17 protein-coding genes are annotated in these 20,335 nt (G+C 65.4%); 9 read left to right on the plus strand and 8 right to left on the minus strand.

Annotated features, from left to right (window positions below):
* Positions 1–30: 30 nt before the first annotated feature.
* From LDO41_RS14125 to argH, 6 genes are all read right to left on the minus strand, one after another.
* Positions 31–1,236, minus strand: coding sequence for a methionine ABC transporter ATP-binding protein (locus LDO41_RS14125; protein WP_223989133.1), 1,206 nt, complete (start codon positions 1,234–1,236; stop codon positions 31–33).
* 24 nt (positions 1,237–1,260) lie between these two features.
* Entirely contained in the window at positions 1,261–2,055 is a 795-nt protein-coding gene (locus LDO41_RS14130; RefSeq protein WP_223989616.1) for a MetQ/NlpA family ABC transporter substrate-binding protein, read from the minus strand.
* A gap of 84 nt (positions 2,056–2,139) precedes the next feature.
* The gene (locus LDO41_RS14135; protein ID WP_223989135.1) at positions 2,140–3,495 is read right to left on the minus strand and encodes an LLM class flavin-dependent oxidoreductase; all 1,356 of its coding nucleotides are present in this window, start codon (positions 3,493–3,495) and stop codon (positions 2,140–2,142) included.
* Positions 3,495–4,769: an SfnB family sulfur acquisition oxidoreductase gene (locus LDO41_RS14140; RefSeq protein WP_223989137.1), complete on the minus strand. Its 1,275-nt coding sequence runs from the start codon at positions 4,767–4,769 to the stop codon at positions 3,495–3,497. The genes LDO41_RS14135 and LDO41_RS14140 overlap by 1 nt, the downstream gene beginning before the upstream one ends.
* 1 nt (position 4,770) lies before the next feature.
* Entirely contained in the window at positions 4,771–6,045 is a 1,275-nt protein-coding gene (locus tag LDO41_RS14145; RefSeq protein WP_223989139.1) for an SfnB family sulfur acquisition oxidoreductase, read from the minus strand.
* A gap of 550 nt (positions 6,046–6,595) precedes the next feature.
* On the minus strand, positions 6,596–8,101 hold the full coding sequence (argH, locus tag LDO41_RS14150; RefSeq protein ID WP_223989141.1) for an argininosuccinate lyase: 1,506 nt from the start codon (positions 8,099–8,101) through the stop codon (positions 6,596–6,598).
* A 142-nt stretch (positions 8,102–8,243) separates the two neighbouring features.
* Between argH and LDO41_RS14155 the strand changes: the two genes are divergently transcribed.
* From LDO41_RS14155 to LDO41_RS14175, 5 genes are all read left to right on the plus strand, one after another.
* Entirely contained in the window at positions 8,244–9,134 is an 891-nt protein-coding gene (locus LDO41_RS14155) for a LysR substrate-binding domain-containing protein (RefSeq protein ID WP_223989143.1), read from the plus strand.
* Positions 9,135–9,310: 176 nt separating this feature from the next.
* The gene (locus LDO41_RS14160) at positions 9,311–10,447 is read left to right on the plus strand and encodes an NAD(P)/FAD-dependent oxidoreductase (RefSeq protein ID WP_223989145.1); all 1,137 of its coding nucleotides are present in this window, start codon (positions 9,311–9,313) and stop codon (positions 10,445–10,447) included.
* Positions 10,431–10,739: a (2Fe-2S)-binding protein gene (locus LDO41_RS14165; RefSeq protein WP_223989147.1), complete on the plus strand. Its 309-nt coding sequence runs from the start codon at positions 10,431–10,433 to the stop codon at positions 10,737–10,739. The genes LDO41_RS14160 and LDO41_RS14165 overlap by 17 nt, the downstream gene beginning before the upstream one ends.
* A complete protein-coding gene (locus LDO41_RS14170) occupies positions 10,736–12,208 on the plus strand; it encodes an NAD(P)/FAD-dependent oxidoreductase (RefSeq protein ID WP_377741546.1) in 1,473 nt (490 codons plus the stop codon). Before LDO41_RS14165 ends, LDO41_RS14170 begins: the two co-directional genes overlap by 4 nt.
* Positions 12,209–12,366: 158 nt before the next feature.
* A complete protein-coding gene (locus LDO41_RS14175; RefSeq protein WP_223989149.1) occupies positions 12,367–13,332 on the plus strand; it encodes a Bug family tripartite tricarboxylate transporter substrate binding protein in 966 nt (321 codons plus the stop codon).
* 16 nt (positions 13,333–13,348) lie between these two features.
* On the opposite strand, the gene LDO41_RS14180 is transcribed toward LDO41_RS14175, so the two are convergent.
* Positions 13,349–14,641, minus strand: a complete 1,293-nt coding sequence (locus tag LDO41_RS14180; protein ID WP_223989618.1) for an NAD(P)/FAD-dependent oxidoreductase — start codon at positions 14,639–14,641, stop codon at positions 13,349–13,351.
* 313 nt (positions 14,642–14,954) lie between these two features.
* On the opposite strand from LDO41_RS14180, the gene LDO41_RS14185 reads away from it, so the two are divergent.
* Positions 14,955–17,090 (plus strand): hypothetical protein, encoded by a 2,136-nt coding sequence (locus LDO41_RS14185; RefSeq protein ID WP_223989151.1) that lies wholly within the window; start codon positions 14,955–14,957, stop codon positions 17,088–17,090.
* Positions 17,091–17,094: 4 nt separating this feature from the next.
* Here the strand turns inward: LDO41_RS14185 and pdxR are convergent, their stop codons facing one another.
* Positions 17,095–18,600 (minus strand): MocR-like pyridoxine biosynthesis transcription factor PdxR, encoded by a 1,506-nt coding sequence (gene pdxR / locus LDO41_RS14190; protein ID WP_223989153.1) that lies wholly within the window; start codon positions 18,598–18,600, stop codon positions 17,095–17,097.
* Between the two features lie 90 nt (positions 18,601–18,690).
* On the opposite strand from pdxR, the gene LDO41_RS14195 reads away from it, so the two are divergent.
* From LDO41_RS14195 to LDO41_RS14205, 3 genes are read left to right on the plus strand one after another with little or no spacing between them, the layout of a single operon-like run.
* Entirely contained in the window at positions 18,691–19,128 is a 438-nt protein-coding gene (locus tag LDO41_RS14195; protein ID WP_223989155.1) for a GNAT family N-acetyltransferase, read from the plus strand.
* The gene (locus LDO41_RS14200; RefSeq protein WP_223989157.1) at positions 19,125–19,751 is read left to right on the plus strand and encodes an FMN-dependent NADH-azoreductase; all 627 of its coding nucleotides are present in this window, start codon (positions 19,125–19,127) and stop codon (positions 19,749–19,751) included. The genes LDO41_RS14195 and LDO41_RS14200 overlap by 4 nt, the downstream gene beginning before the upstream one ends.
* A gap of 43 nt (positions 19,752–19,794) precedes the next feature.
* Positions 19,795–20,256 (plus strand): carboxymuconolactone decarboxylase family protein, encoded by a 462-nt coding sequence (locus LDO41_RS14205; RefSeq protein ID WP_223989159.1) that lies wholly within the window; start codon positions 19,795–19,797, stop codon positions 20,254–20,256.
* The last annotated feature ends 79 nt before the right edge of the window (positions 20,257–20,335 follow it).

Genomic DNA, 20,335 nt, shown 5'->3' on the forward strand with positions numbered 1-20,335 from the left:
AGCGTGTCGAACAGGCCGGTCCAGAGCCGCTCAACGAGAATGGGCGACAGCAGACTGGAAATCGAAAGGTTCGGGAACATAGCCAAGCAGACTCACGTGATGGGCAAGATCGGAGATGGCATCGACGGGGTCGATGCCGGCGCGGTCGGGCACCGACAGCAGCAGCGTGCCCTGCGCATGACCCTGGATGCGGTCGAGGTTGCCATGCAGCAGCCGGACGCCCTCGCCTAGCGTGGCCGCGATGCGCGACAGATCGGGTGCATCGCCACCGCCCGTATAGCGCACCTCGAGCACACGATGCCAGCCGCCCGGCGACGCCTCGGCTCGATTCGGGCGAGCGCGCAAACGCTGCGCAAGGTCAGCGGGCAGCCGCGCATGCAGCGGTGCCAGCAAAGCCCGCGTGGCATCGTGCCTGGGATTGCCGAACACCCGCCACACCGGCCCGGCCTCGGCCACCTCGCCGCGTTCCAGTACAAGCACTGTGTCGCAGATCTCGCGGATGACGCGCATCTCGTGCGTGATCAGCACGATCGTAATGCCGAGCTGCACGTTGATGTCGCGCAGCAAGGCGAGGATCGACTGCGTGGTTTCGGGATCGAGCGCCGACGTAGCCTCATCGCACAGCAGGATATCCGGCCGATGCACGAGCGCGCGCGCGATGCCGACACGCTGCTTCTGCCCACCGGAAAGCTGGCCGGGATACGCATCGGCCTTGCCTTCGAGGCCAACCAGCGCCAGCAAATGATTCACGCGCGCGGTCACCCGCTCGCGGGGCACGCCTGCCACGCGCAATGGCAGTGCCACGTTGTCTCGCACGGTCTTGGCGGCCAGCAGGTTGAAGTGCTGGAAGATCATGCCGATGCGACGACGCAGCGCGACCAGTGCGCGCGCGTCGAGCGTCGCAACGTCTACACCATCCACGAGCACATGGCCGCTGCTGGGCGTCTCCAGACCGTTGATCGTACGCAGCAGGCTCGACTTGCCCGCGCCACTGCGGCCGATGATGCCGAAGATGCCGCCGGTGGGAATCTCGAGATCGATATCGCGCAACGCGTCCACCGGGCCGCTCGCCGCGCGATAGGTCTTGTTGACGTGCGCGAAGCGAATGGTGCCGGCGTGGCGCGTGGTGGTGGTGGTGGTGGCCGCGGTGCGTGCCGCGCTTTCGGCCGCATCGACACCCGTGACACCTGCGCCGCCATCAGCCTGCCTGAAGAACAACGAACTGGTCAGTGCCATGCGATCTCCTCGGTCAATGCCGCATCACTGCTTGAGCCACGGCAGGCTGTAGAGCTTGTCGTTGTTGGCGAACGAGGTGGCGAGCTGCTTGCGGACCGCGGGCGACTCCTGATAGATGCGGATAAAGCGCGCCACACGCGGATCGGTGGCGTTGTTCTCGCGCGTGACGAAGCGAATCGCAAAGTATTCGTCGTCGATGCCCGAGTACAGCAGCCCTGCCCCGGCGACCTGCGGTTTGCCGGCGTTGACGAAGTGCGCGGGATAGCCCTGCGCAAGATCCACGTCGTCAAGCGCGCGCACGAGCTGCGGCCCTTCGATCTCGGCGAACTTGAGCTTCCTGGGATTGGCGACGATATCGTTGACGCTGCCCTTGGCGCCCACACCATCGCGCAGCCTGATCAGCCCGGCCTTCTGCAACAGCAGCAGGCCCCGGCCCTGGTTGACTGGGTCGTTGGCCACCCCCACGCGCGCGCCTTCCTTGAGGTCATCGAAGCGCTTGATGCGCGTCGAGTACAGGCCGATGTTCGGCAGCACGCCAAGTGCAACGGCGCGGAACTTGTAGCCGCGCTCCTTGATCGCGTTATCGAGGAAGGCCTGATGCTGGAAGTAATTGAGGTCCAGGTCGCCCGAGGCCAGCGCGACGTTCGGCGTGGTCCAGTCGGTGAACTCGATGACCTTGACGTCGAGGCCCTGCTTGCGGGCCTCGGTGGCGGCCGCTTCGACGGAGTCGGCGAGCGAGCCGGGGGTGACGCCGATGATCAGCGGTGCCGCTTGCGCCTGCGCGATAAACAGTAGCGACGCGGCAAGCCCGACGATCAGGGAGAGCAGGTAGAGGGGCGTAGCAGGAAGGACATGGGCAGGAGGCGTATTGGAGACGGGATCGGGAACGACGGGAATCAGTTTTCAGTAGCGGCGAAACTCTGCTGCAGCATGGCGCGCGGGCAGGCGGTCGCCTTCGCCGAACAGCTTGTGCCGCAGCGAACCTTCGGCATAGGCTGTTTTGTAGCGCCCGCGGTTCTGCAATTCGGGCACCACGAGGTCCACAAAGTGCTCGTAGCTTTCGGGAATGACCGTGCGGCTCAGGTTGAAGCCATCGATGCCGGTCTCGTCGATCCATGACTCGAGCGCATCGGCAACCTGCGACGGGTCGCCGACGATGGCCGGATAGCGTCCGCCGAGTTCGAACAGGTCGAGTAGCTTGCGGCGCGTCCAGCCATGCTGCTCGGCGGTGCGGCGCGCGGATTCGATCGCGTTGCCGCCGGCATAGTCGATCGGCTCGTCCAGCCCATGTCGCGCGAAGTCGATACCGGTGCTGGCCGCGAAATGCGCGAGCCCGGCCTCGCGACTCGCATAGTCGCGATACTCGGCATGCAGGGCACGCGCTTCGGCTTCGGTCTTGCCCACAACCACTGCCGCGCCAGCGAAGACCTTGACGTCATCGGCGCGCCGGCCGCTGGCGACCAGTTGCTCGCGCAGCGCGGACACGGTCTTGCGCGCGGCCTCCTTGCTCGGTGGCGAGATAAACACGCATTCCGCATGGCGCGCGGCAAAGCGCTGGCCACGCCCGGAGCTGCCGGCCTGAAACAGGACCGGCGTGCGTTGTGCCGACGGTTCGGCGAGGTGATAGCCCTCGACGTCGTAGTACTTGCCGTGGTGCGAGACGCGGTGCACGCGGGATGGGTCGGCGAACACGCGCGCGGCCTTGTCGCGGCGCACGGCGTCGTCCTGCCAGCTACCTTCCCACAGCTTGTACAGCACCTCGAGGTATTCGTCGGCGCGGTCGTAGCGTTCGTCGTGCGCGATCTGTGCGTCGAGACCCATCGCGCGCGCGGCGCTGTCGAGGTAGCCGGTGACGATGTTCCAGCCGACGCGGCCGCGCGTCAGGTGGTCGAGCGTGGAGAAGCGGCGTGCCAGCAGGTACGGCGCGTCGTAGGTCAGGTTGACGGTGACGCCGAAGCCGAGGTTCTTCGTGGCGGCGGCCATCGCTGGTACCAGCAACAACGGATCGTTGACCGGCAGCTGAATCGACTCGCGCAGCGTAACGTCGACGTTGCCGCCGTAGATGTCGTACACGCCGACGATATCGGCGATGAACAGGCCATCGAATAACCCGCGCTCGAGGATGCGCGCCTGATTGACCCAGTATTCGAGCGTGTTGTACTCGGTGGAGCGATCGCGCGGGTGCGTCCACAAACCATGGTTGATGTGGCCGACGCAGTTCATGTTGAACGCGTTCAGCAGAATCTGCTTGCCTGCCATCACAGCGCTCCGTGACGGGTCGGCAGCTTGTCGTTCAGATAGTAGTTGCCGATGGCGTGGTACTTCCATCGCACGGGGTCGTGCAGTGTATGCGTGCGCGCATTGCGCCAGAAGCGGTCGAGGCCGAGGCCGTCGAGTGTGGACGCGGTGCCGCCGAGTTCGAACAGGCGCGTGCCGGCGAGCAGCGAGGCGTTGGTGGTGGCGGCACGGGCTTCCGCGACGGCAATCGAGGCGGCGGCGACGCTGCGTTCGTCGGGGGCCTGCTGGGCGGCATCGAGAAAGCGCGAGGAACGGCGCACCAGCGCTTCCGCCGCGCACAGACTGACGCGGACCTCGCCGACGTGGTGGATCGTTAGCGGATCGTCGCTGGCGCGCGTGACGCCGGAGTCGATCCACGGGCGGGCGCGGTCGCGGATAAACGGCAGCGTCGCGGCGAAGGCGCCGCGGCCGATGCCGAGGTCGATTGCCGCGTGCAGGATCTGGGCGAACGGGCCGATGGTCGTCGGGCTTTCAAACGAGGCGAGAAAAGGCAGCACCCATTCCTTCTCCACGCGCACGTTGTCGAAGGCTACGGACCCGCTGCCGGTGACGCGTTGGCCAAAGCCGTCCCAATCGTCGACGATCGACACGCCTGCGGCTTCGCGCGGCACGATCGCCAGATAGGTGACCTGTTTTTTGATCTCCCCCTCGCCTTCTTCCGCGACGACCAACGTCGGGATCCAGTGGGCGAAGACGGCGCCCGTGCAATAGAACTTCTGGCCCGTGACGCGGAAGCCGTCGCCATCGGGAACCAGACGCGTACGTCGCTTGAAGTCCTTGTGGCCGATCTCGGCCAGCGCATTGCCGAGGCGTTCGCCCGCCAGCACGCGGTCATACAGCCATTGCTGCTGAGCCTCGGTGCCGCCCACGCGCAGGACTTCGAGCGCGTAGTAGTGGTTTTGCGGGATCTGGCCGATCGAGCCGTCCGCTGCGGCAAGGATGGCGATGACTTCCGCGAGCGTGCCGGTGGACACGCCGGCACCACCGAACTTGCGCGGCACGGTAATGGCGAGCAGGCCGCTGGTGCTTAGCGCGTCGAGCTCGGCCCACGGCAGCTGGCGTCCGCGGTCGCGTTGCACGGCGTCTTGCGCGAATTGTTCGGCTAGCCGGTGTGCGACAGCAATGGCTTCGGCATCGTCGCGGATACGGTCTGGCGTGCGCGCGGGTGCGGGGGCCGCCGCGGGCCGGCTGGCGGGATCGTCAGGGCGCGGTGCGGGAGTGGACAGCAGCGTCATGTCAGTTCCAGGAATGTCGAGCGGGCAAGGCGCCGTTGAGGAAGTAGTTGCCGATCAGATGAAGCTTCCAGCGCACCGGGTCGTGCAGCGTGTGCGTGCGGGCATTGCGCCAGTGGCGGTCGAGGTTGTGCCTGGCGCGGGTGGCCGAGGAGCCGGCGAACTCGAAGAGTTTCTCGGCGGCTTTCAGCGCGACTTCGGTGGTGAGCACTTTCGCTTCGGCCACTGCGACTGAAGCCTGCGCGCTGAGGTCGCCGTCGAGTTCGGGGGTGCCATCAACTGCGGCGGTTTGCGCGGTGAAGGCGGCAAGGCTGTCGAGCGTTTCGCCCGCTTCCTGCAATACGGCCTGGGCGGCGTGCAGGTCGACGGCGAGGCGGCCGACGTCGCCGATCAGGTGCGGATCGTCGGTGGCACGTTCGACATTGGCGTCGATCCATGGGCGTGCGTACGCGCGCACGAAGGCGATGGCTTCGTCGAAGGCGGCCTGCGCGATGCCGAGGTCGATGGCGGCTTGAATCAATTGTGAGGTGGGCCCGTAGAGGCCTGGGCGATCGGCGAGTTGCCAGATTGGCAGTACGTCGTCTTCCGATACGGCAACGTGGTCGAGTTCGACGGTGCCGCTGGCGGTGGTGCGTTGGCCGAATGAGGACCAGTCGTCGATAACGGTCAGGCCGGCGGCGTCGCGCGGGACCCATACCTGGACCGGGCGGTCGTTGTCGTCGAGCGCGCGGACTGGGACGCGGTGGGCGAACAGTGCGCCGGTCGAGTAGAAACGTGTGCCCGTCAGGCGCAGGCCTTGCGGCGTGCGACGCAGTCGGGTGCTGGTTTGCAGGATGGTGCTGCTGGCTGACGAGCGGCGCTCGGGGCCTGCATTACCAAGGCGTTGGCCGGCGAGGACTTCGCTGTAGAAGCGCTGCTTTTGTGCGGGGGTGCCGATTTCTCGCAGCACGCCGAGCAGGCCGAAGTGGTTTTGCGGGATCTGGCCGAGCGCGGGGTCTGCGGCGCAGACGATCGCGAAGACTTCGGCGAGGGTGACGTACGAGACTTCAGCGCCGCCGTAGGCGCGTGGCACGGTGATGGCGCCGAGGCCGCTGGCGGACCAGCGGTCGAGTTCTTCCCACGGGAGAATGCGTTCGCGGTCGCGTTGGGCCGCACTCTCTTTGACTGCGGCGGCGAAGGCGTGTGCGGCGGCGATGGCTTCAGCATCGTTGGCGATGCGGTGGGCACCGGCGATGGGTGAGGGGAATTGCAGGGCGTGCTGATCTGACAGGTTCGTCATGGCATGTCGACGCATCGATCGCGCGCGGCGCGGGTCGACTTCGGTCGCTTAGTTCGATCGCTTGGTTCGGACGGTCATTTCAGCATGGAGGGGTGTGGGGGTACGACGAATATTTCCGAGCATGCTTGTCAGCATGGGGTGTATATCGATGTGCGGGAAATGTTGGGGGGTGCCCTCACCCCCGGCCCCTCTCCCCGAGGGAGAGGGGAGCAAACAATTGGTAGATTTATTCTCACCCTCTCCCCCGGCCCCTCTCCCTCCAGGGAGAGGGGAGAAAACCGGTGGGACGCGATGCGTTGGAGGTGCCCTCTCCCTCAAGGGAGAGGGAGAAAACCGGTGGGATGCGATGCGTTGGAGGTGCCCTCTCCCTCAAGGGAGAGGGAGAAAACCGGTGGGATGCGATGCGTTGGAGGTGCCCTCTCCCTCAAGGGAGAGGGAGAAAACCGGTGGGATGCGATGCGTTGGAGGTGCCCTCTCCCTCAAGGGAGAGGGAGAAAACCGGCGGGATGCGATCTGCTCGCGTGCTTGCCCCAAGGAATGGAGCAAGACGTTAGTGCTTCGCGCTCGCTAGTTCTTCTAGCGCGCGCTGTAGGTCGGCGCGGCGCGCGGCCACGGCTTTGCGCTGGGTGGCGAGCGTGGTCTGGTGTTGGGTCAGCGTGGCCTGTTGCGTCTCTACCTGTGCACGTACCTGCGTTGGTGCCGGGCCGCCGGCGGCGGTGCGGGCGGCTACGCTGTGGGTGGGGTCGAGGCATTGCGCGACGACCATCGGGTCGAGCTTTAGCGCTCTGCCGGTGTGCGTCAACGCGGCGCGGTCCACCATCGTGCTGTCGATCTCGCACGCGGGCAGGTGGCGGTCCAGCGCTTCGCGGACCACGGCGCCTACTACGTGGTGCGCCTCGCGGAACGACATGCCGGCGTCGCGGACCAGCATGTCAGCAAGGTCGGTTGCCGTGGAGAAATCGCGGCGGGCGCGGTTCAGCATGGTGTCCGGCTGCGGCGTGGCGTGCTCCAGCACAAGCCGCAGCACTTCGACACAACGCTGCGCCTCCGTCATCGCCTCCCAGAAACCTCGCATGGTCTCGCGGTTGCCATCGCCGCTATGCGTGAAGTGCGTGCCCTTGAGCGCGGCGAGCGAGCCTGTGAGCAACCCCAGCATATGTCCGCCCTTCCCTTTCAGATACTCGAGCGCAACGGGGTTCTTCTTCTGCGGCATGATGCTCGACGTACCCGCGACGCTGTCCGGAAAATCGATCAGCCCGAACTCCGGCGTGGCCCACACGAACAGGTCCTGCGCCACGCGTCCCCACGTCACCGTGGCAATCGTGACGGCGGACAGGATCTCCCACGCGAAATCGCGCGAGGCCACCGCGTCGAGCGAGTTCGGTGCATAGGCCGAAAAACCAAGCCATTGCGCAGTGGCCGCGCGATCGATTGGAAACGCGGTGCCAGCCAGTGCGCCCGCGCCCAGCGGACAGGCATCGAGCGTCTCGAGTGCATGCAGCAGGCGCGTCATATCGCGCTGCATCGCCTGCGCCACGCCGGCCAGATAGTAGCCATAGGTAATCGGCTGCGCGGCCTGCAGATGCGTATAGCCGGGCATCACGGTCTCGGCATGCGCAGCCGCATGACGCAGCACGACGCCGCGCGTCTCGGCCAGTGTCTCCAGCAACGCCAGCACTGCATCGCGCGCGCGCAGCCGGTCCTGCGTGGACAGGATGTCGTTGCGGCTGCGCGCCACGTGCAGCCGCCCGCCCGCATCGGCACCCGCCACTTCCATCAGGCGCGCCTCGTAGTTGAAGTAGGCATCCTCGCGCTGCGGATCGAGCGGCACCGCATCGGCCCCCTCGCGCTCCATACGCAGCAGTGCCTGTGCCAGCGTGGTGGCGGTGTCGACAGGAATCAGCCCGGTGCCGTGCAGCATCAGCAGATGCGCGGCGTTGATGTCGGTCAGATAGCGAAAGCCCGGCGCGAAGTCACGCAGACGGGGCGCGTAGATATGCGCGCAGACTTCGGGGGCGGTGGCCTGCGTCAAACGGCGGCTGACTTTCGATTCCATGTTCGGGTGTTTCCAACGATGCGATGACACCCAGTATGGAAATCGCGACCCTATACCGTCAAATCAGTTCTTGCGGGGTGCGCATACGGATTTGATATACCATCGCGAAACACGGATTCACCGCATTCGACGCCCCCAAAGCATGAAATTCAAGGAAATCGCCGCCTTTCAGGCCGTGATGCGCTCCGGCTCGATGACAGCCGCGGCCACCGAGCTCTACACCTCGCAGCCGAATGTGAGCCGGCTGATCGCCCAGCTCGAGCACTCGACCAGCCTCACGCTATTCACCCGCACGGCCGGCCGCCTGACGCCCACCGAGGAAGGTCTGGCCTTTCTGCGCGAGGTGGAGCGCGCGTTCGTCGGCATCGATGCGCTCAAGGATGCCGCGCGCAATATCCGCCAGTTCGGTAAAGGCCGACTGCGTATCGCCACGGTGCCTTCGCTGGCCCTGACGGTGCTGCCACTGGTACTGCAGCGCTTTCATGCCGACTTCCCCGACGTCAACGTGGCCATGGAAACCGGCAGCACCCAACTGGTCGCGGACCGCGTGGGCAGCCGCTATTGCGATCTCGGCCTGGTCTCGTTCCTGCCGCCCGCGGCGGTTACGGAAGCGCAGCCGGTGGCCGAACTCGCAGGCTGCTGCGTATTGCCGCCGGGCCACCGTCTGGCAGAACGCGAAGTCATCACGCCCGCGGATCTTGCTGGCGAATCGTTTATCTCGATGGGCCATGGCGATGGGCTGCGCGCCGCGATCGATGCCGCGTTCGTGGACGACGACCGGCGCGTCATGCACTTCGAGACGCCCTATGGCGCGACCATCTGCAAGATGGTCGGCCTCGGTCTGGGCGTGGCCATCGTCAATCCACTGGTCGCACGCATGCATCAGTCGGAGGTGGTCATCAAACCGTTCCAGCCACATATCCCTTTCGTCAGCTACCTGCTGCTGGCTCGCAATCGCCCCGCAAACGTACTCGTGGACCGCTTTACCGAGCGGATGATCGAGGTCATCGCAGCCGAAACAGCGTCCCTCTAGCAGAGGCCATACGGTTTCCGTATGGACGCCTGATGGACTCGTATTTGCGCGTATAGGCCGCACTCCGCATACTCGTTCGAAACTGACAGACCCGTGCTGTCACGATTCTTGCGAGTAGCGAACATGATTCCAAGCAGGGCCCAAGGCCCGCAACGCCCCCACGGAAGGCTGCGCCGATGACCGCGGCCTCCTCCTACCCTGTATTCGACGTCGCCGTGGTCGGCGGCGGCCTGGTCGGCTCCGCCGTGGCCTATGGCCTGCGCCAAAGCGCGGGTGCCATTGCCGTGCTCGACGAAGGCGATATCGCGCTGCGTGCCTCGCGTGGCAACTTCGGCCTGGTCTGGCTCCAGAGCAAGGGCTACGGCATGGGTGCCTACAGCCGCTGGACGCTGAATTCCACGCGCCTGTGGCCAAAGCTGGCCGACGCGTTGCAGAAGGAAACCGGCATCGACGTCGCGCTCGAGCAGAAAGGCGGCCTGACCCCGCTGATGGGCGACTACGAAGTGGAGGCCCGCCTCGGGTGGGTCAACACGCTGATGTCCCAGCCCGGCGTCGAGCCCTACGAGTGGAAGCTGCTCGATCATCATCAGGCGGCCTCGCTGGTGCCCGGGCTTGGCCCCGATGTCACCGGCGCGATCTGGACCCCGCACGACGGCATCGTCAATCCGCTCAAACTGCTGCGCGCTTTCCACACGGCGTTCAGCACCAGCGGCGTCGATTACCTTCCCAATCACGGTGTGACGAACATCGTGCAGCGGGCCAACGGCGACTTCGTGCTGAGCACGCCCAACGGCGAGGTGCGCGCGCGCAAGATCGTACTGGCCGGTGGCCTGCGCAATGGCGACCTTGGCAGTATGGTCGGGATCGACCTGCCGATGGCACCGCAGCGCGGCCAGATCCTCGTGCTGGAACGCACGAAGCGCCTGCTCGATACGCCGATGGTCACGCTGCGTCAGAACGACGAGGGCAGCTGGCTGGTGGGCGACTCGCAGGAAGACGCGGGTTACGCGGATCAGATCACCACGCTGCCGGTGCTGGGAACACTGGCGGACCGCGCGGTACGCACGTTGCCAGCCTTGCGCGATGTGCGCGCGGTGCGCGCATGGTCCGCGCTGCGCGTACGCGCGAAGGACGGTTTCCCGGTCTATGAACAATCGGCGACGCATCCCGGCGCGTTCATCGTCACGTGCCATAGCGGCGTGACGCTGGCCGCCACGCATGCCATGAACCTCGCCCCGATGATCGCCGCCGGCGCGCTTGCGCCCGAGCTCGACACTTTCTCGACCCGGAGATTTCATGTTCAAACGCATTGATGCGGCTGTCCTGCAATCGACAGAACACAAGGTACGGGTCACCGTGGATGGCACCGTGCTCGAATGCCGCGAGGGTGACAGCGTCGCCGCGGCGCTGTTTGCCGCCAACGTGCTGGCATGCCGCGATACCGCGGTGTCCGGCACCGCGCGCGGTCCGTACTGCATGATGGGTGTGTGCTACGACTGCCTCGTACGTATCGATGGCCGACCCAATCAGCAGGCCTGTATGGCACGCGTGCGCGACGGCATGACGGTAGAGCGCCAGCAAGGCGCACGCGAGGTGGCGGCATGAGCCTCGACATCATGACGTGCGACCTGCTCGTGGTCGGTGCCGGCCCAGCTGGACTTGCCGCGGCAACGCAGGCGGCCCAGCTCGGGCTGGCGACGGTGCTGATCGACGAACAGCCCGCGCCGGGCGGACAGATCTATCGCGCCATCAGCACTACGCCCGTGCGGAACCGCGCAATTCTCGGCCAGGACTACTGGCACGGCCTGAACCTCTTGGAGCCGTTCGCCACCAGCGGCGCGCGGCATCTTTCCGCGGCCACGGTGTGGTCGATCAATGCGCGTGAAGCCGAGGCCAACAAGACGCCGGCCGGCTACGAGGTGGCCTACTCGGTGGCCCGCCCCGGTCAGGATCCGCAGGCTGCGTTGCTGCACTGCCGCCATATCATTCTCGCCACTGGCGCGCAGGAGCGCCCGTTCCCGATTCCGGGTTGGACACTGCCCGGCGTGATCACCGCTGGTGCCGCGCAGATCCTGTTGAAGACCTCGGGTGTGGTGCCCGAAGGCCGCACCGTTCTCGCTGGCGGTGGGCCGCTGCTTTATCTGCTGGCCTATCAATACCTCAACGCTGGCGTAAAGCTCGACGCGATTCTGGAAACCACCGCCAGCGGTCAATGGCGCGCGGCGCTGCCGCATGCCTGGGGCTTTCTGCGCTCACCATATCTGGGCAAGGGCCTGAAGCTGCTGCGCGCGGTGCGCAAAGCCATACCGATTATTAGCGGGGTGACCGCGCTCGAAGCCGTGGCCGGTGCCAATGGGCAGGTGGCGCAGTTGCATTACGAGGCTGACGGTCAACGCAAGACGATCGCCGTCGATCAACTGCTGCTGCATCAGGGCGTGGTGCCCAACACCAACCTGTCGCGCGCGATCGGTGCCGAACATGTGTGGAACGAGCGCCAGGATTGCTGGGAGCCGCAGGTCGATGCCTGGGGTGCGACCTCGGTGCCGAACGTGACCATTGCCGGCGACGGCGCGGGGATTGCCGGCGCGGTGGCGGCCGAACATCGCGGTCGTATCGCCGCAGTGCATGCGGCTGCCGCGCTTGGGCGCATCGACAACGCCACGCGCGATATCAAAGCCGCGTCGCATCGCGAAGCCCTCGATCGCGCCACCCGCGGTCGCGAGTTCTTCGAGGTGCTGTACCGCCCGCTGCCGCAGTTCCGCCGCCCCGTGGGCGACACCATCGTGTGCCGCTGCGAGGAGGCTACCGCCGAACAGGTTCGCCAGGCGGCGCGTATCGGCTGCCAGGGTCCGAACCAGATGAAGGCGTTTCTGCGTTGCGGCATGGGGCCGTGTCAGGGCCGCTTCTGCGGGCTCACCGTTACCGAACTGATCGCCGACGAGCAGCAGCGCCATCCGCGCGACGTTGGCTACTACCGGCTGCGTTTTCCCACCAAGCCGGTCACGCTCGGCGAACTCGCGACGTTGCCGCAGACGCAGGCATCGCGCGAGGCCGTCGTGCGGTTCAAGAAGTAAGGCAACACCGAATTTAAGCACCCGTAGCAAGCACCACGTAGCAAGCACCACGACAGCAGCATAAGAAGCAGGGACCGGTACGCCGAGTCCCGCCAGTTGGACCAGTACAGCGACGACATCCTGAGAGCATTCCCCAACCTATCTATCGAGAATTCATCATGGCGTTTTTCAAGATCGTTCCCGCTCTCGCGCTTGCACTGGCCGCAGCTCAGGGCATGGCACAGGAACTGCCCCCGGGCCCCCTTCGCATGCTGGTCGGCTTTGCGCCGGGCGGTGGCAACGATGTCATCGCGCGCGTGGTCGCCACGCAGTTCCAGCTGAACACCAAGACCACGATCGTCGTGGACAACAAACCCGGTGGCGGCAGCACGCTGGCCACCGCCGAGATGGCGCGCGCCAAGCCCGATGGTTCGGTGATGCTGCTGGGCTCCGTCGGTGGACAGGCTATCGCGCCGTCGATCTACAGCAAGCTGCCTTACGATCCGATCAAGGGCGTGCAGCCGGTGTCGCTGGTGGCCAAGTCCGCCAACGCACTGGTGGTGAACAACGATGTGCCGGTGAAGAACGTGCAGGAACTGCTCGCCTATGCCAAGGCGAATCCGGGCAAGCTCAATGTGGCATCGCCGGGCAACGGCACGATCTCGCATCTGTCGGCCGAGCTGTTCAAGAGCATGGCCAACGTGCAGATCACGCATATCCCCTATCGCGGCGATGCGCCGGCCATGCAGGACGTGATGGCGGGCCAGGCCCAGATGACGTTTGCCAGCTTGCCGTCCGCCAAGGCCGGGGCAGACTCGGGCAAGGTGCGCATCATTGCGGTGACGAGCACCAAGCGCGTGGAGACGATGCCGAATGTGCCTACCATCGCCGAGTCCGGCGTACCGGGCTATGAAGTGGTGTCGTGGTACGGCGTGTTCACCACCGGTGGCACACCGATGCCGACCGTGAACCGCCTCGCGCAGGAAATCGCCGCCGTGGTGAACCAACCGTCGATCCGTGAATCGATCGCCAAGCAGGGCATGGAGCCGGCAGCGCTGGGTCCGGTGGAGTTCACGCAACTGGTGAATCGCGACGCGCAGAAGTGGGACAAGGTAGTCAAGAGCGTCGGCATCAAGCTTGATTGATCGACTTGGCTGACGACTAGCGCGACAGCTTGTCCAGCAGGCTGTACCACGCTACGCCCGCGCCGATGTAGGCGCGTTGCAGGCCGTGGAGCGGGAATGGGGTCAGCGGCGACACGGGGTATGGGAAGGTGCCGTTTTCCTGTGTGAGCCGCGTGGCCAGATGCTTGCCGAAGCTCGTGCATAGCGCGATGCCGCGGCCGTTGCAGCCGACCGCGATCGTGATGCCGGGGGCGGGTTCGTGGATGTGCGGCATGAAATCGCGCGTTACCGCGATGCGGCCGGCCCAGCGGTATTCGACGTGCAGCGCGCCCAGTTGTGGAAACAGCAGCGCCAGCGAGCGTTCGAGGTGAGCGAAGTCTTTTGGTGCGCGTGGGTCGTTGAAGGCGCCACGGCCGCCTATCAGCAGGCGGTTGGTGTGGTCCTTGCGGAAATACAGCAGTAGCCGCTGCGACGTCGCGACCGTTTCTCCGCGTGCGAGGATGGCCTGCGCGGCCTGGCCGTAGATCGGTCGCGTGGCGATGATAAAGCTGTTGGCCGCGAGCAGCGTCTGGCGCAGACCTGGCCACAGCGCATCGCTATAGCCATTGGTGGCGATGACCACATGCGAGGCCGTGATGCGGCCACCGGTGGAGAGCGTGGCGATCCACTGGCCCTCTACACGTTCGAGCGCGGTCACCGCGGTGCGGCCGTAGATCGGAGCACCGGCGCGTTGCGCGGCCACGGCCAGTCCGCGCGCGTAGGCCAGCGGCTGGATCGCGCCCGCGCGGCCATCGCGCCAGCCACCGGCGAAGGCTCGGGTGCCGACGCGGCGCTCGATGTCGGCACGATCGAGCATCTCCACTGACACGCCGCGCCGCTCCCATTGCCGTGCGCGCGCATGCAGCGCTGGCACCGACTTGGGCGCATACGCGAGCTGCAGCCAGCCCTGCCGCACCGGATGGCAGTCGATGCGATGTCGCTCGATCAGGTCGAAGACCAGGTCGGCCGATCCGGACACGGCATCGATCAAGGCCTCGGCACGCTCGCCGCCGAGCTTCTGCACCAGCTCGTCGGGATCGTGCTTGAGCGATGGATTCACCTGTCCGCCGTTACGGCCCGATGCGCCCCACCCCGGCTCATTCGCGTCGACCACGCACACATCGGTGCCGGCCTCCCTCAGATGCAGTGCCGTCGACAGACCCGTATAGCCAGCGCCGATCACCAGTACGTCGACGGTCTTCGCGTCGTACAGCGGCGGCGTGGCCAGCGCCGCGGGCGCGGTGGCGGCCCAGAGCGAATCGGCGGCGGCCGGCATCGACACGCGCGGCATGCCAATCGGCGGTTGCGCGGGCGCGGCTGAACTTGTCGGAGAGGAGGCGATCATGGTGCGACGTGCTTCGCCAAGTAGGCAGGCAGGTTGAGGCAAATTGCGAAGGGAGTCTAATCGCACGAAAACAATCGGTAAACGTGCAAATCCGATCGGATATTGATTAATTTGTAACGACGCGCGAGCCCGCAAACGAAGCGAGGTTGCGCGTAACGAAGCGACGCCGCGCCTTTCGCTCAAGCACCCAGTGACTTGCATGAAGCTGTCATCTTGGGTTCGTAGCCTCGTTCGCATTCCTCCCGAACCTGGATACGCCATGCCTCCTCCGCCGTCGATTCATTCCCCACAAGTCAGCCGCGCGCCCAGCCTCGATATTCAGCCGCAACAGGACACGTCGCCGTCACCGCAGCGTCCTGCGGGAAAGAAGCATGCAACGGATGCGCGACTGTCAGGCCTTGCGTCACGTGCGCCTGAAGCGCAGCCGCCCTCGCTGGCGCGCCGCGCGGTGAATGCGTTCGGGCTGGCGAAGCTGGAGAAGCCCGCGGACATCGAGGCCGGCACGGTGGCCGCCGAGCCGCCCAGTACGCGCTCTGCCGTGGGTGCCACGCTCTCTTCGTACAAGCCAACGGCGACCACCACGGAGGCCGCGTTGCTCCGCGATCTGCAGCGCGCGATCGGTGAATGCCGCGAGCGTCCGGTCGATCGCGAGCAGGCCGCGCAACTCGTCAACGGGCTGCGCCTGCAACGCAAGGATGCGTCGGTGAGCAACAGCACCCTGATGAGCGCAGCCGCCAACCGCAGTGACGACTGGTATCGCGCGCAGGGCCTGAACGATGCGGATATCAAGCAGTTGCATCACGCCGCGTTCGTGTCGGGGATGATTTCTCCGAGTGCCGGGTTGGTATCGAACCTGCTGCAGTTCTTCGCGTCGCCGTTCCTGTCCGCGTGGACCGGCAAGCCGTGGGCGGGCACCGGCCTCGGACTGGGCGTGGCCGGGGCACTTCAGACCCCGATGTATGCCGCGCAGCAACCGGTGGTTGTGCAGTTCGTCGAGCATACGGCCGAGCGCAATGGGCCCGTAGTGCAGGTGGACAAGGACCACGTCCATCACAAGGAATGGCTGCCCGATATCGCGCGCAAGGCGTCGGCGCAGGCCGAGACGCTCAACCGCTGTGGGGACGAGTTTTCCGAGCGTTTGAATGCGGTGATGGGGAAGATCTCGGGTGGTGCGAACGACAAGGTGGACGGCAAGGACGACGACGCGCGGGTGGCCGCGTGGCTGGAGGCCAATCCGACAGATCCGGATGCGGTCAGACTGCGCGAATCGGCGCAGGCGTTTTCCGATGCGCTGACTTCATTGCGCGACCTCCATGAGGGTGTGCTGATGACGCAGGCCGGCCATACGCGGCAGCATATCGGCAATCGCTTCCAGTCCGTTTCACGCGTGATGCGGCCCGTGTTTCAGAGTTTGATGGGGCTGGCATCGGGCACGCCGAAGGATGTCGCCGCGACCATGGCCGCCAATCTCGTGCAGCGTGTGGCACGGCTCGATTCGAAGACGATCGCGATCATCCAGGCCTTCGGCGCGCTGGCGCTTACCGGCGCGCAGCACGTTTCGGCGGGCTATGACGAGGTGGCCAAGGTCAACTACAAGAGCGCGCTCAATCTGATCTACGGGGATTTCTTTACCGCGGCGGGTAATGCGAAGATTGCCGCCGGTGAGCCGATCACCGAGGCAGATATCGACGAAGACAAGTTACGCGGGTTGATTGCCTCACCGGCGCAATCGCTGGTCAAGCGCGTGGGGAAATCGCTCGACGATGTGATCAAGCGCACCGAGGCGGAACGTGATGCGGCGCCGGTCGGCAGCGAGCAAAGGAAGACGCTCGAGACGACGCTCAATACGATGAACGCGGATAAGCAGAAGCTCAAGGACAACGACCTCGCTGGATTGTCCGCGAATGGGCATGCGCGGGCGACGCTCGTCTCCAATGCCGATGCGCTGTTGCCGGGTGTGTGGCGTGATAGCAAGCGCAATCTCAATAGGGATGAGGTCCAGACGCAGGTGGCGCAGCGATTGGGCCAGACGTGGCACATGGGGGCGTTTGGCAGCTTTGCTTCGTCTTCGATTGGACGGGTTGCGGCGGCGGTTGCCGGCGGGTCGTCGAAGTTGAAGACTTCGTATATTGGGGCGTTCTCAGGTTTGGGTGCGGGGCTCGGTGCGATTGCGGCCTACAGTCAGGGCACGACGACGACGATCAAGAATCACGGCAAGGAGGCGGACGACAAGCTGTCGCTGGGGCAGCAGACGTTGTATGGCGTGTTGGCACTGCCGATCGACTTGCAGGGGCGGGCGCTGGCAGCGGAAGCGAATGGGCAGGCGGCAACCACCATACGGAGCGTCGAACGGCAAATCGCGATGGCGAAGGTTGTGCTGGATCAGAAAACCTAAGCCGTTACGTGCGTGGCTCGCCGAGCGCGCGCATGAGCTTCGTCACCACGCGTTCCGCCTCCGCTTGCGTCGCGACGTTCGTGAAGCCCAGCAGTAGCGCGCGGCGGCCTGGTTTGCCGCGGCGCCAGCCGGTCAGGGAGTGGATGCCGAAACCCGCTTCCTGGGCGAGCCGGGCCATGGCGATGTCGTCGCGGTCGTCGGGGACGTCCAGCAGCAGATGCATGCCGCCATCCTCCAGTTGCACGCGAAACCCGTGCGGCTCGTAGGCGCGCAGCGCATCCGCCAGCAGCGTGCGGCGGCGTGCGTACAACGTGCGCATGCGCTTGATGTGCCGCGAAAAATGGCCGGCGGTGATGAATTCCGCCACCGCAGCCTGCATCAGCTCCGGACACCCGCCGAAGGTTGCCCGCGCAATGGCGACTTCGAACGCTTCGATCTGGCTCTCCGGCACCACCACGTACCCTAGCCGCAGGCCAGGAAACATCACCTTGCTCAAAGTGCCGCAGTAGATCACGCGTTGGCACGTGTCGAGACTTTTCAAAGCCGGCAACGGATGCCCGCGATAACGAAACTCGCCGTCGTAGTCGTCCTCGACGATCCATGCGCCGCGCCGCGCGGCCCAGTCGAGCAGCGCCACGCGCCGCTGCAGCGTCAGCGGTACGCCGGTCGGGCTCTGGTGCGACGGCGTCACCACCGCCAGGCACGCATCGCCATGATGCGCGATGCCATACTCGACATCGACCCCACATTCGTCCACCGGCACAAACAGTGGCGGCAGGCCCAGGCGCCTGAGCAACTGCGCCGTGGGCGGATAGCCCGGTGACTCCGCCCAGGCCCCCTTCCCGCCCCGCAATTCCAATGCATTGACCGCGAGCTCGAGCCCCGCGGTGTAGGCTGGCACGACAAACACCTGCGCCGGCCGCAGATCGATGCCTCGCGAGCTGTGCAGATAGGTGGCCAACGCCTCCCGCAGTGGCTCATAACCGAATGGCGCCGGTCGGTTGAGCGTGTTGACCGATCGCACCAGCCCCGTCATCAATCGTGTCCAGAGCTTGCGCGGAAATTCATCGAGCGCCGGTACCCCGAGCTGCAGCATCGCCGGCGCGCCGCCGCCCGATTCGATCACGACCTCGGTGGCGTCTTGCGACGTGGCAAAGCGCGGCGCGGCCGGTCTGACCGGCTTCGGCGGCTGGTCGCTCGCAACCGGCGCCTTGCGCGCGGCGCGTGCCCGGGCCGGCGCCGCCGTGATGTGCTCCGCGACGAATGTGCCCGCTGGGCCGCGCGCCACCAGATAGCCCTCCCCCAGCAACCGGTCAAAGGCCACCTGAACGGTGCCGCGCGCCACGCCGAGCTCCTCCGCGAGCGCTCGCAGCGAGGAGACCCGTTGCCCGGGCTTCAATTGACCAGTCTCGATCATGGCGCGGAAGCGGCCATAGATCTGGGCGTGGATGGTGGCGGCAGGGCTGGCGGCAGGAGTATCGGGAACGGATGCCGGAGCGGTTTGCTTCATGGACTAGTCGAAAGTGAAATTCATGTGCCTGTTGGCTGTGCCATCTGTCGACGACACTTGAGCCTACACCAACCAGCAACCTTCAGCACCATGGCCACCCAATACACCTTGCAACACGCGGAAACGGACGCCGAACTGGCGGCCTGTTTCGAACTCGTGCAGCAGCTTCGCCCCCACCTGCGCTCGGCGCAGGAGTTCATCGATCAAGTCACCACGCAAAGCACGCAAGGCTACCGTCTGCTCGTGGTGTGGGATGGCGAACGTCCGGTGGCCGCGGCCGGTTATCGCCGTATGGACAACCTGATCTACGGCGCCTTTATCTATATCGACGATCTGGTCACCGACGCCAATGAACGTGGTCGTGGCCATGGCGAGCAGCTGATCGAGGCCGTGCGCGATCTGGCACGCAAACAAGGTTGCGCGCAGCTCGTGCTCGACACCGGGCTGGCCAACGCACTGGCTCAGCGCTTCTATTTCCGCGCCGGCCTGCTGTCGCGCGGCCTCCACTTCTCGATGGAACTGCAATGAAACCGCTTGAACTCCTTCTGCTCGACTGCAGCCCGCGCCGCGACAACTCGACCAGCCGTCACCTGACCAATCAGCTGTTGCCCGCGCTGACGCACCGCTTCGGCCGTCCCGTGCACGTGACCCAGCGCCATCTCGGCGTCAAGCCGGTACCGGCGATCACTGCGGAGTATGCGGACTCGCTCGTGCTGCCCGCGGAAGAAGCGCGTGCGCGCTTTGGCAACCAGCTTGCGGTGTCCGACGAACTGATTCGCGAACTCGACGCCGCCGAGGTGGTGTGGATTTCCACGCCAGTGCACAACTTCACGGTGCCCGCCGTGCTCAAGAACTGGATCGACCATGTGGTCCGCCGCGACGTGACGTTCGTCACGAAGGACAACCGCAAGGTGGGCTTGCTGCGTGATCGGCCGGTTTATGTGGCCGTGACCGCGGGCGGTGCGATGTTCCGGGAGCCGGCGATTCAGCCTGATTTCTTCCGCCCGTACCTGACCGCCGTGCTTGGCGTGATCGGGCTCAAGGACATCACCTATCTACCCTCGACGAGCCTCGCCGGCGTTGACGCCCCGCTGGAACTCGTGCAGACGCATGCCAGTCGGCATCTCGCCGCGGCGGCGCTGCAAATCTGATTTTTTAAGAATTACCCAACATCAATCTACTTAGGAAAACATCATGAACGCACCCCGCCTGCCGTGGCAAACCCTTGCTCCCGTCCAATACAAGTCTCTGGTTGCCGTGAGCATGGCCAGCGCCAAGTCGTCGCTCGGCCCAGTGCTGGTCGAGCTGATTCAGACCCGCGTGTCGCAGATCAATGGCTGCGCGTATTGCGTGGATATGCACGTGCGCGATCTGCGCAAGGCTGGCGAGTCGTGGAAGCGGCTGAACCTGTTGTCGACCTGGCGTGAAGTGCCGTATGTGTTCACGGCGAAGGAACAGGCCGCGTTGGCGTGGGCGGAATCGCTGACGAACCTGCCGGCCGGGTTTAGCGATCGCAATGCTGAATTCGAGGCACTGCGCGCGCATTTCACCGAGCAGGAGATTGTCGAGCTGAGCTGGACTGTGGCGTCGATCAATGCGTGGAATCGCATGGCGATTGGGATGCATGAGCCGGTTGGGGATACGCCGCTGGAGTAAGCTGGACAAAGGTTTCTGGGGATTCTACGGGAATCCTCACCTAGGATCCTGCAAATTCACTGCGCAGCAAATATGGCCA

The sequence above is a fragment of the Cupriavidus pampae genome (assembly GCF_914271485.1).
Taxonomy (GTDB): domain Bacteria; phylum Pseudomonadota; class Gammaproteobacteria; order Burkholderiales; family Burkholderiaceae; genus Cupriavidus; species Cupriavidus pampae.

Coding starts and splice junctions, on each gene's coding strand:
- LDO41_RS14125 (WP_223989133.1), bottom strand. CDS start 1,236: ATGGCACTGACCAGTTCGTTGTTCTTCAGGCAGGCTGATGGCGGCGCA.
- LDO41_RS14135 (WP_223989135.1), bottom strand. CDS start 3,495: ATGGCAGGCAAGCAGATTCTGCTGAACGCGTTCAACATGAACTGCGTC.
- LDO41_RS14140 (WP_223989137.1), bottom strand. CDS start 4,769: ATGACGCTGCTGTCCACTCCCGCACCGCGCCCTGACGATCCCGCCAGC.
- LDO41_RS14145 (WP_223989139.1), bottom strand. CDS start 6,045: ATGACGAACCTGTCAGATCAGCACGCCCTGCAATTCCCCTCACCCATC.
- argH (WP_223989141.1), bottom strand. CDS start 8,101: ATGGAATCGAAAGTCAGCCGCCGTTTGACGCAGGCCACCGCCCCCGAA.
- LDO41_RS14155 (WP_223989143.1), top strand. CDS start 8,244: ATGAAATTCAAGGAAATCGCCGCCTTTCAGGCCGTGATGCGCTCCGGC.
- LDO41_RS14160 (WP_223989145.1), top strand. CDS start 9,311: ATGACCGCGGCCTCCTCCTACCCTGTATTCGACGTCGCCGTGGTCGGC.
- LDO41_RS14165 (WP_223989147.1), top strand. CDS start 10,431: ATGTTCAAACGCATTGATGCGGCTGTCCTGCAATCGACAGAACACAAG.
- LDO41_RS14170 (WP_377741546.1), top strand. CDS start 10,736: ATGAGCCTCGACATCATGACGTGCGACCTGCTCGTGGTCGGTGCCGGC.
- LDO41_RS14175 (WP_223989149.1), top strand. CDS start 12,367: ATGGCGTTTTTCAAGATCGTTCCCGCTCTCGCGCTTGCACTGGCCGCA.
- LDO41_RS14180 (WP_223989618.1), bottom strand. CDS start 14,641: ATGCCGCGCGTGTCGATGCCGGCCGCCGCCGATTCGCTCTGGGCCGCC.
- LDO41_RS14185 (WP_223989151.1), top strand. CDS start 14,955: ATGCCTCCTCCGCCGTCGATTCATTCCCCACAAGTCAGCCGCGCGCCC.
- pdxR (WP_223989153.1), bottom strand. CDS start 18,600: ATGAAGCAAACCGCTCCGGCATCCGTTCCCGATACTCCTGCCGCCAGC.
- LDO41_RS14195 (WP_223989155.1), top strand. CDS start 18,691: ATGGCCACCCAATACACCTTGCAACACGCGGAAACGGACGCCGAACTG.
- LDO41_RS14200 (WP_223989157.1), top strand. CDS start 19,125: ATGAAACCGCTTGAACTCCTTCTGCTCGACTGCAGCCCGCGCCGCGAC.
- LDO41_RS14205 (WP_223989159.1), top strand. CDS start 19,795: ATGAACGCACCCCGCCTGCCGTGGCAAACCCTTGCTCCCGTCCAATAC.